Below are 10,187 nucleotides of genomic sequence, written 5' to 3'. Positions count from 1 at the left end.
TTTCCTGCCGCCATTCGGGCTGCCGCGGTCCTTTGTCGGGCTGCGGCGGCCCGAGTTGTTTGGGCGCGCATCGCACGACGGCCGAGGGGCGTGGCGCTAACAGCCGGTTCTCCTGTCATTTGGGTGAGGAAAACGGCAGTACGGTTCCACTTCGGTTTCCTTTGCCGGAACCAATCGTTATCAATTCGTCAGCGGCTCCTTGGGCGAAAGCTCTGGCAACGCGCCGTGTGCAACGACTTGTTGCGCGACTTTTTGACTGAGGGAAGGAAATCCACGTGAAGTACATGAAGGCTGCGACGGTTCTGACCGGTTTTGTCATCGCCGCGGGCGGTGCCGCCCCGGCGTTCGCCGACGCGGGTGCCCAGGCTGCCGCTGTCGGCAGCCCGGGCGTCCTGTCCGGCAACGTGGTTCAGGTCCCGATCCACATCCCGGTCAACATCTGCGGCAACTCCGTCAACGTCATCGGTCTGCTGAACCCCGCGTTCGGCAACACCTGCATCAACAAGTGACGTAGCACCAGGACTCTCCACTCCGACTTTGGGGCGTGCCCACCGCACGCCCCAAAGCCGGTTTCTCCCACTTTTCTCCGCGACGGAAGACAGTCCATTGCGCCAGGTCATCAGTAAGACCCTGTTCACTGCCGTGGCAGCCACGAGCGTCCTCTCCATGAGCGCGAACTACGCTCAGGCAGCCGGTGCCGATGCCGAGAGCGTGGGCTCGCCGGGTGTCCTTTCGGGGAACACGATCTCGGCACCCGTGGAAGTCCCGGTCCAGGCGTGCGGAAACTCGGTGAACCCGGTCGGAGCGCTCAACCCGTCCTTCGGGAACGATTGCGCGACGGTCTCATCGTCCGGCGAGCACGCGGACGAGGACGCCGGATACATGGCCGACCACGCGGGCGAGGACGCCGGGCGCCCCGGGGCCCCGTCCCACGACCACGACGACTTCTACGCGCGGGAGTACGCCGCCGCGTACGGTCCTGAGCACCACGGGGCCGGCAGCCAGGCGCACGCGGTGACCAGCGGTTCGCCGGGTGTGGCGTCCGGCAACTCCGCGGCCGCGCCGGTCGACGTGCCCGTGCAGGTGTGCGGGAACTCGGTGAGCGTGGTGGGTCTGCTCAACCCGACGTTCGGCAACCACTGCGCGACGGGCCCCGCCACCCACCGGCCCCACCACGCGGCCCCGCCCCGGCACACCGCCCCGACGCGCCACGCCCCGCCGGCCCACCACGCGGCCCCGGCCCACCACGCGCCCCTGCCCGCACACCAGGCACCCCCGGTGCACGAGGTCCCGCCGGTCCACCAGGCATCCTCCGTGCACCAGGCGCCCCCCGTGCACCACGCACCCCCGATGCACGCAGCACCCCCCGTGCACGAAGCACCTCCGATGCGCGCGGCGCCCCCGGTTCACGAAGCACCCCCCGTGCACCACGCTCCCTCCGCGCACCACGCAACCCCCGCGCACCACGCGGCGCCCCACCACTGCCCGCCCGGACACGAGGCGCACCACGCGCCTCCGGAGCGGCATCTGCCCCCGGTCCACCAGGTTCCGCCCGTGCATCAGGCACCCCCTGTCCACCACGCGCCCCCAGTGCACCAGGCACCCTCCGTGCACCACGCGCCCCCTGTGCATCAGGCGCCCCCGGTCCACGAGGCTCCCTCCGTGCATCACGCGCCTCCGGTGCACGGGGCTCCCCCTGTGCACCACGCGCCTCCCGTGCACGAAACCCCGCGGCACGCGCGGCACGACGTTCCCGCGCAACCCGCCGCCCGGGTCGTCGCGCCCGTGGCCGCGGCGCATCTCGCCGACACCGGGGCCGACCCGGCGGTTCTCGCCGCGGCCGCCGCCGGTGCTGCCGGGCTCGTGCTCGGCGGAGGCGTCCTCTACCGGCGCGGCCGGGCGATGGCCAAGGCCTGACGCCCCTTGGGCGCGGTAGTCGAGTAGACCGCTCAGTCGGTCGTTCGGTACGGCGAAGGGCCCGGCTCCACTCCAGGAGCCGGGCCCTTCGCCGTGCCCGTTCGCGGCCCGGTCCGCGCACCTGAGGCCCCATCAGAAAGACCACGTGCGGCGGTACATGGCGTACGTCCGTTCGGGGGGCTTACGGCGTGGGCTGCTTATCTTCCCTATCGGCGCAATAAGAATATTTTCAACCGGGAATCCGGGGAGGTCCTCAGAACCAAGGGAGCGCACATGCGTCAGCGACGTCATCGAGCGGCCACCTTCACGACCGGCGTTCTGGTGGCGGGCGCCCTCTTCAGCCTCGCTCTGGCCCCCACCCCGGGCGCCACACTCCCGGGCGGCCCGCACACCCCGCACCCGGGATCCCCGCACCCCGCGCCCGCCGCCACCGCCGCTCCCGCCCCGGACGCCACGCGCCCCGGCAGCGCGGCCGACCCCCCGCCCGCCCATCCCTCCGTCGAGACCTTCGGCGCGTTCCTCGACTCCGGTGTGCTCGGCGTCAAGCGGATCGCGGCGCTGGAGAAGTGGCTCGGCGGGGTGAACATCCGGGTCGGGCACACCTATCTGCCCGGGAACACCTGGTCCGACATCGAGGGCAGGGCGGGGTTTCTGGACGCCTGGGCCGCCTGGCGCAGGGAGCGCGCCGACCGCACCCTCGTCCTCAACGTGCCGATGCAGGCGCTCAACGAGGCCGGCGTTCCCGACTTCCGGGTGCGCAAGCTGCTGGCCGAGGGCGCCGCGGGACAGTTCGACGAGCACTACACGCGGCTGGCCCAGCGGTTGGTCGACCTCAAGATCCCGGACACGGTGATCGTGCTGGGCTGGGAGATGAACGGCACCACGTACACCCACCGCTGCGGCCCGGACCCGGCGGCGTGGAAGGCGTACTGGAAGCGGGCCGTCGCCGCCATGCGGGCGGTGCCGGGGCAGAAGTTCCGCTTCGACTTCGCGCCGAGCCGCGGCCGGGACGCGGTGCCGTGGACGGAGTGCTACCCCGGGGACGACGTCGTCGACATCATCGGCATGGACTCCTACGACCAGCCGCCGGGGCAGGACTTCGACCGGCAGATCACCGAGCCGTACGGGCTCCAGCAGCACGTGGACTTCGCGGCCGCGCACCACAAGCCCATCTCGTATCCGGAGTGGGGGCTCTTCCGCAACGGCGACAACCCCGAGTACATGCGGCGGATGCTGGCGTGGATGGACGCGCACAAGCCGGTCTACAACACCATCACCGACTACTGCCCGCACGGGGTGTGGGAGTGCGAGGACAACCCGCGCTCCTCGGAGGTCTACCGCGCGCTCCTGTACGGCCGCACCGACGCCACCACGCAGCCGTCGACGCCGGTGAGCCCGCAGCCCTCCGTCCCGGTCGTCCCCCAGCCCTCCACCCCGCCGAGCACGCTGCCCCCGGCCTCGCCCGTCACGCCGACGCCGCCCGGCAAGTGCGCGCCGGTCGATCTCGGGTCGTGGGCGGAGTACTGGATCGGGGGCAAGCTGTGCCTGCGCTTCGACTGGTTCTCACGCCGGTCCTGAGCGCTCCGCGGCGGGACGGCGCCGCTCGTCCCGCCGCCGGCGCAGCTCGCGCCGCACGGCGCCCGCGCGGCGCCGAAGGAGGGCGTGGAGCGTGCTGGCCCACAGCAGGGGCAGCGTCCGCCGACGGGCCAGCAGAAAGCGCCGGTTGACCACGAGCTCGGGCCGCCAGTGCTGCTTGTACGGTTCGCTGCCGCGCAGCAGGCTCAGGGCGCCCCGCCCACTGCCCTCCATCCGCTGGGCGTTGGTCCGCAGCAGCATCGTGGCCACGTCCACCTTGCGGTCGCGCAGCGCGGGGTGGACCCCGTAGAGGTAGGCGCCGGCGACGGCGGGCGAGAGCACCGTCAGGTCGCACGCCACGATCTGGCCGTCGAGCCGGAACTCGGTGACCACCGCGTCGCCGTGCCGGGTCATCTCGCTCACGGCACGCGCCAGATGCTCCTCGAAGCGCGGGCGCGTGTGCTCGCGGGTCACCCCGCGGCCCTGCCACTGGAGCCCGTGGAGTCGGAGCAGGGTGCGCATGGCCCCGGGCACGTCGTCGGGCGGCACCTCGCGCTGCTCGATGTCGAGCGCGTCGATCTTGCGGAGCTTCGCGCGGACCCGCTGGGCGCGGCTCGCGGGCAGCCCGGCGAGGATCGTGTCCATGCCGGCCGCCGGCAGCTCCATGCAGGCCGAGGCGGTCAACGTGCGTTGCGTGCCTGGCCAGTTGGTGTAGATCCGTTCGGCGCCGGCGCCCGGGCGGACCTCGCCGAAGTCGATCAGGGCGGAACGCGCCGAACCGATCAGCGCCCCGGTGAGGGCGGCGGCGGCCTCCTCCGCGCAGGCGTCGTCCAGGAGGACGTCCGTGAAGTCGGTGATGGCGCCGCCGAGGGGTACGAGCGCGGGCAGCGGGCGCCACACCCGCATCAGTGGGGCCGCGCCGACCAACTCCGTTCCCCGGTACACCAGATGGACCCGCAGGCGGCCCGGTGTGCCGTACGAGAGCCACCACGAGTGGAGCCAGGCGTGGCTCTGGAAGGGGGTCGCCGCCTTGCAACGGCGGTGCAGCGCGCGCCAGGCGGGCGCGAGGTCGGCGAAGGCGAGCTCCTCGGTGCACACCGCCACGCGGAGCCCGGACACTAGCCGACCTCCTGCGGTACGCAGGCCGAGCCGGCCGGCCCCGGCACCGAGGCGACGCGCTCGGGCCCCGCGCCGGGCTCCTCGCGGCGGCGCGGCCGGGCGAGGAGGGCGAGGCCGCCGAGCAGTCCGCCCGCGCAACCGCCCACCAGGGCCGTCAGCGACGCGGTGGGGGAGGAGGGGACGAGGGGCTTGGCGGCGCGCGAGAACTGCACCACGCGCACCCCGGTGTCCTTCTGGCTGTGCGCGCCATTGACGGTGAGGGCCTGGGCCACCGCGTTGGCCATGCCCGCGGCGTCCGCGGCACGGGACGAGGTCGCGGTGATCGCGATCATCGGGGCGTCGGGGGAGGTGGCCGTCTGCACACCGGCGCGCAGGGTGGCCGCGCTCACTCCCGCCCACACCTGGGCGTCGCCGATGATCGCGACCTCGGTGGCGACCCGGCCGTAGGCCTGCGCGAAGCCGAGCGCGACCGACGGGTCGGCCTTCTCGGCCGGGGTGACCACCACATAGCTGGTCGCGCTGTACTCCGGGGTCTTCACCGCGCCGTAGACCCCGCCCGCCGTCGCGCCGAGCAGCGCGCACACGGGCAGCGGCCACCAGCGCGGCAGCGACCGGGTACGCAGCGGGCCGCGGGCGCGCTGATGCTGCCGCGAGCCGGAGGTTTGGCTCATCTGGACTCTTCTTTCTCCGAGGTGTTCGTCGGGATGGCGGGCGGGAGACCCGCCGGGCCGGCCGTCCTGGTGTCCGGCGCCGCGCGGGGGGCCCTCGGCCGCGGGGCGCGTGCCGCGGCCGCCTCGTACACCCGGACCAACTGGGCCGAGGTCGACGTCACGCTGTAGTGGCGCACCGCGTCGGGCACGGGTTGCCGCAGGCGGCGGCCCGAGCGCTGGAGTTCGCCCAGGGCGTCGGCGAAGGCGGCGGCCGTGCGGCCCGTGCGCAGCGCGCCGGGCGCGGAGCCGGCCGGCAGGTCGTCGATGGCCGGGCAGGTCACGTACGCCACCGGGAGTCCGGCGGCCAGGCCCTCCACGACGGCCAGGCCGAAGGACTCCTCGCCGGACGGCGAGGCCAGGCAGTCCACCGCGCAGAGCAGCCCGGCCAGGGTGGGGCGGTGGCCCGCGGGGGCCGTGCCGTCCTGGACGCACTCGCCCACGAACAGCGTCCGGTCGGCCACGCCCAGCCGTTCGGCGCGGGCCCGCAGCGGCTGTTCCTGCTCCCCGGAACCGGCCAACACCAGCCAGGCGGCCGGGAGTTCGGCCAGCGCGTCGATCAGGGTGTGGAAGCGTTTGCCCGCCGCGAGCCGGCCCACCGCCCCGATCACGAACGCCCGCGGCGGCAGGCCGAGTTGGCGGCGTACCGAGGCGCGTGCGCGGGGGTCGAAGGCGAACCGCGCCGCGTCGATGCCGTTCGGCACCACCTGGATGCGCTGCTCCGGGACGCCCCAGTCGGCCAGCCTGCGCGCGATGGTGGTGGACACCGCGACGGTGGTGGTGCCCAGGCGCTCGCTCGCCAGATAGAGGCCGCGTACGGCGGGACCGAGCCTCCGTCCCTCCATGCGGGTCTCGCCCAGGGAGTGTTCGGTGGCGACGACGGTGCGCACCCGGGCGAGCTTCGCCGCGAGACGCCCGTACAGACAGGCCCGGTACAGATGGGTGTGGACCAGGTCGTAGTGGCCCTGGGCGATCAGCCGGGTGAGCCGGGGGAGCGCGGACAGGTCGCGGTTGCCCGCCATGTCCAGGTTCCGCACCCGGCCGCCCTCGCGGACGATGGCGCGGGCCACGGCGCCGGGGTTGGTGAGGGTGACCACGTCGGCCTCGTACGGCAAGTGCCGCAGCAGCAGCCGCAGTTGCTGCTCGGCGCCGCCGACGCCGAGGCCGGTGATGACGTGCAGGACCTTCATGTGCCCTCCGGGAGGTCGGCGGGCTCCTCGCGGCGCCAGCGGTGCAGGCCGCGTTTGAGGTGCAGCCGCCAGCCGTTGTCGCGCTCGCCCACGTGGACGCGCGGCAGCGCGTAACGGCCGGTCAGCGGGCCCGGGTCGATGGCGCAGGCGTACCGGTAGCCGGCCGCGCGGACCGCGTCGGCGGCGCGCAGGTCGACGGCGCCGTACGGATAGCAGAAGCCCGCCACGTCGTGCCCGGTGAGGTCGCACAGCAGCCGCCTGCTCTCGCGGAGCTCGCGGTGCAGGGTGTCCTCGTCGACGTGGGTCAGGTCGAGGTGGCGCAGGCCGTGCGAGGCGACCTCCATGCCCCAGGTGGCGGCCTGCTGGATGCCGCGTTCGTCGAGCAGCGGCCGGCGCGGGCCGAGCGGGTCCCACTCGTTGGTGGCGCCGAGGAGCCCCGGCAGGACGAACACGGTCGCGGTGCACTCGTAGCGGCGCAGCAGTGCGAGAGCCTCGCCCGTGAAGTCGGCGTATCCGTCGTCGAAGGTGAGACCGACCAGGCCCCGGGCGGTGCCGGCGGCGCGGGCGCGCAGGAGTTCGGCCATGCTCACGCCCGTCAGGCCGTGCCGGCGCAGCCAGCGCAGCTGGCGCTCGAAGCGGGGCGGCGAGACGGTGATGTGGTAGGGATCGTCCAGGGTGTGGGACACCGAGTGGTACATGGCCACCCACAGCGGTGCGGCGGGGCGCGGTCTCGAACCAGTCAGTGGACCTCGTGGGTCGCCGACTGCCGTGTCAACGGGCATGCCAGAGCTTTCGTGTGACGGGACGGAACAGCAGACAGAACTCCCTGACCCGCAGCAGACGGGCCACGATCGAGAAGGTGACGGCTGCCGCGAACGCGCCGACAGCCGTCGCCAGTACGGGACTTGAGGACGCCGCCGCCCCCCACCAGGCGGCAGCGGTGGCGCCGCACGCCGCCACGACGAGACGGGCGAGCTGACCGCCCACCCACCGCACGGACAGCGCGGTACGGCGCCGGCCACTGCCCCACAGGAGCAGCAGCGCGGTCAGGGTGATGCCGAGCGCGTTGGCGCCGGCGATGCCGGGCGCGCCCCACGCCGGGACGGCGAAAGCGCCGGTCACGGCGGTCGTGGCGAGCCCGGCCAGCATCGCGCAGGCCGGGAACCACAGGGGGCGCGCCTCCGAGAAGTACGAGCGGGCCAGGACCCCCACCAGCGTCTGGCCGAGCAGACCGAGCGCGTACACCCGCATGACGGCGGCGGTCGCGGCGGTGTCGTGGCCGGCGAACGCACCGCGCTGGAACAGGAGTTGGATGATCTGTGGCGCGCAGGCCACCACCACCGACGCGCCCAGCAGCACGATGGTGCCCGCCACGATCAGGTCGCTCTCCACCCGCCGTCGGGCCCGCTCGGTGTCGCCCGCCGCGAGCGCGCGGGCGATGACGGGGAAGGTGACCGTGCACAGCATCAGGGAGAGCACCATCGGCATCTGCGCCACCTTCTGGGCGTAGTTCAGGTGCGAGATGGCGCCCGCGGGCAGCGGAGCGGCGAGGAAGCGTTCGATGAGGACCTGCGTCTGGCGGCTCAGGGCGAACACCACGATGGGCGCGACCAGCGCGAGGCGCAGGGCCCCCGCGGCGCCGTCGCCGGGCTCGCGCCGCGCGGCGGGAACGGCCGGCCGCTCACGGCGGCGCCAACTGCGCCACAGCGCCGGAAGCTGGACGAGCACCATGAGGACGCCGCCGCACGCGACCCCGGCCGCGGCCGCCCGCACCCCCCACGCCCCGCCGAGCAGCAGGAGCAGGGCGATGATGCCCACGTTGTACGCGACGTAGATGGAGGCGGGTGCCAGGAAGCGGCCGTGGCCGCGCAGGGCGGCGCTGCAGTAGCCGGCGAGCCCGAAGGTGAAGACGCAGGTCGCGGTCAGCCGGGTGCAGTCGACGGCGAGGTCGGCGCGGGGCAGCCCGGGTGCGAGGACCGCGACGACGGCGGGCGCGGCCGCGATGAGGACGGCGGCGCCCGCGGTCAGGGCGAGGGTGAGCCGGGGCAGCGTCGCCGCGACCAGGGCGCGGACCGGGTCGGGGCCCGGAGTGCCGCGTTTGACGAGGGCGAGGCTGAACGCCGGTACCAGGACGAAGGCGAGTCCGTCCTCGATCAGCAGGGTCGCGGCGACCTCGGGGACGGTCCAGGCGATCAGGAAGGCGTCGGTGTCGGTGTCGGCGCCGAAGACGTGCGCGAAGGCCTGGTCGCGCAGGAGACCGAGGAGCGCGCCGGCGAGGGTGAGGACGGCGGTGAGCAGCGCGGCCCGCGCCAACAGCCGCCCCGACGCGCCCGGTTCGGGGGGCGCGGCGGGTACGGGGAGCAGCGGGGGAGCGGTCTCTGTCACGTCCTGGCCGCCCCTCGTGCGGCCAGGCTCCACCAGGCGGCGAGGCCGAGGACGAGCGCGGTCAGGGGGGTGGAGGGGCCGCCGATGTCACCGTAGAAGAAGTCCACGAGCAGCCAGGTCAGCAGTCCCGTGGCGATGAGCGCGCAGTCCAGCGGGGCGCGGCTCGCGCGCGCCTGGCGCAGCCTGCCGACGCCGGCGACCAGGAGCGCGGCCCAGCCGCCGGCCAGGGTGACCGCGCCGATGAGGCCCTGCTCGCTCAGGACGAGGAGGTACATGTTGTGCGGGGAGAGCAGGGGCTGGCGTTTGAAGGCGGCGCCGGCGCCCGCGGTGTCGCTGCCGGCGGACAGGGCGAGCGAGGAGTGGGCGTCGCGGTGGTCGGGAAATCCCTTCAACCCGACGCCGGTGAGCGGGGTTTGACGCCACATCAGTTCCGCCGCCGCCCACATCGTGTACCGGTCGGTGACGGACTGGTCGGGGGCGCTCTCGACCTGCGTGATGCTGGTGAGCCGCTCCTGGAGCATCTTGCCGCCCGATCCGCTGGCGCCGACGAGCACGACGGTCGCCGCGGCGAGGGCCGCGAGCACGACGAGGGCGCGCCGCACTCCGGAGAGCAACAGCATCGTGCAGGACGCGACCGCGGTGGCGATCCAGGCGCCCCGGCTGAACGACACGGCGAGCGGCACGAGGAGCAGCGCGGCGCAGCAGAGCGCGGCCCGGCGCCGGGCGCGGCTCGCGCCGGGCGCGGGGTCGAGGGCGAGGCCGACGGCGCAGAGCAGCCCGCAGGAGACCACGGTGGCCATGCCCATGATGTCGGTGGCGCCGAAGGTGCCGACCGCGCGGATGTCCTCGCCCATGTAGGAGGCGCCGGTGGTGGTCAGGTACTGCTGAACGCCGATGCCGCCCTCGACCAGGGCGAGCGCCACCATGGCGGCCGCCGCGAGACGGAAGTCGTCGCGGTCGCGCAGCAGCAGCAGCACGGCCAGCGGTACGAGGACGAAGATCTGGAGGTAGCGGCCGAGCCCGGCGATCGCGGTGGACGGGTCGGCCGCGCCCATCGCGGCCACGCAGATCCCGGTCACCGGCAGCCCCATGACGAGCGCGGCGCGGCGGCTCAGCGGCCGCTCGCCCGAGCGCACCACCCGCAGGACCGCCCACACCACGAGCAGCCCGCACGCGGCGTCGGCGGCGGTCGCCGCACCGTCGCCGCCGAGCGGGGGAGTGGCGAGCAGGGCGATGACCGCGAGCAGGGGCAGCAGGTGCGGGGCCCGGCCGAACCGGACCGGCAGCGGCATCG

9 protein-coding genes are annotated in these 10,187 nt (G+C 74.0%); 3 read left to right on the top strand and 6 right to left on the bottom strand.

What is annotated here, in order from left to right:
* The first annotated feature begins 275 nt into the window (after positions 1 to 275).
* From N4G70_RS30090 to N4G70_RS30075, 3 genes are all read left to right on the top strand, one after another.
* On the top strand, positions 276 to 509 hold the full coding sequence (locus N4G70_RS30090; RefSeq protein ID WP_388723062.1) for a chaplin: 234 nt from the start codon (positions 276 to 278) through the stop codon (positions 507 to 509).
* 157 nt (positions 510 to 666) lie between these two features.
* Entirely contained in the window at positions 667 to 1,917 is a 1,251-nt protein-coding gene (locus N4G70_RS37060) for a chaplin family protein (RefSeq protein ID WP_315904308.1), read from the top strand.
* Between the two features lie 273 nt (positions 1,918 to 2,190).
* Positions 2,191 to 3,495 (top strand): glycoside hydrolase family 26 protein, encoded by a 1,305-nt coding sequence (locus N4G70_RS30075; protein ID WP_261715901.1) that lies wholly within the window; start codon positions 2,191 to 2,193, stop codon positions 3,493 to 3,495.
* Here the strand turns inward: N4G70_RS30075 and N4G70_RS30070 are convergent.
* Genes N4G70_RS30070 through N4G70_RS30045 form a run of 6 tightly spaced genes read right to left on the bottom strand, consistent with a single transcriptional unit; the run spans position 3,481 to position 10,185 of the window.
* A complete protein-coding gene (locus tag N4G70_RS30070) occupies positions 3,481 to 4,611 on the bottom strand; it encodes a GNAT family N-acetyltransferase (RefSeq protein WP_261715900.1) in 1,131 nt (376 codons plus the stop codon). The two genes, N4G70_RS30075 and N4G70_RS30070, sit on opposite strands and share 15 nt — an antisense overlap.
* A complete protein-coding gene (locus N4G70_RS30065) occupies positions 4,611 to 5,282 on the bottom strand; it encodes a lipopolysaccharide biosynthesis protein (protein WP_261715899.1) in 672 nt (223 codons plus the stop codon). The genes N4G70_RS30070 and N4G70_RS30065 overlap by 1 nt, the downstream gene beginning before the upstream one ends.
* Entirely contained in the window at positions 5,279 to 6,508 is a 1,230-nt protein-coding gene (locus N4G70_RS30060; RefSeq protein WP_261715898.1) for a glycosyltransferase, read from the bottom strand. Before N4G70_RS30060 ends, N4G70_RS30065 begins: the two co-directional genes overlap by 4 nt.
* Entirely contained in the window at positions 6,505 to 7,290 is a 786-nt protein-coding gene (locus tag N4G70_RS30055) for a polysaccharide deacetylase family protein (RefSeq protein WP_399037347.1), read from the bottom strand. Before N4G70_RS30055 ends, N4G70_RS30060 begins: the two co-directional genes overlap by 4 nt.
* Entirely contained in the window at positions 7,280 to 8,893 is a 1,614-nt protein-coding gene (gene murJ, locus N4G70_RS30050; RefSeq protein WP_399037344.1) for a murein biosynthesis integral membrane protein MurJ, read from the bottom strand. The genes N4G70_RS30055 and murJ overlap by 11 nt, the downstream gene beginning before the upstream one ends.
* Positions 8,890 to 10,185 carry an O-antigen ligase gene (locus tag N4G70_RS30045; protein WP_261715914.1) on the bottom strand — a complete coding sequence of 432 codons (1,296 nt, stop codon included), beginning with the start codon at positions 10,183 to 10,185 and terminating at the stop codon, positions 8,890 to 8,892. Before N4G70_RS30045 ends, murJ begins: the two co-directional genes overlap by 4 nt.
* Between the last annotated feature and the right edge of the window lie 2 nt (positions 10,186 to 10,187).

Source organism: Streptomyces sp. ASQP_92, assembly GCF_025399895.1.
In the GTDB taxonomy this organism is placed as follows: Bacteria; Actinomycetota; Actinomycetes; order Streptomycetales; family Streptomycetaceae; genus Streptomyces.
The sequence above is the reverse complement of the archived record's forward strand: the minus strand, read 5'-3'. Positions and strand labels throughout refer to the sequence as shown.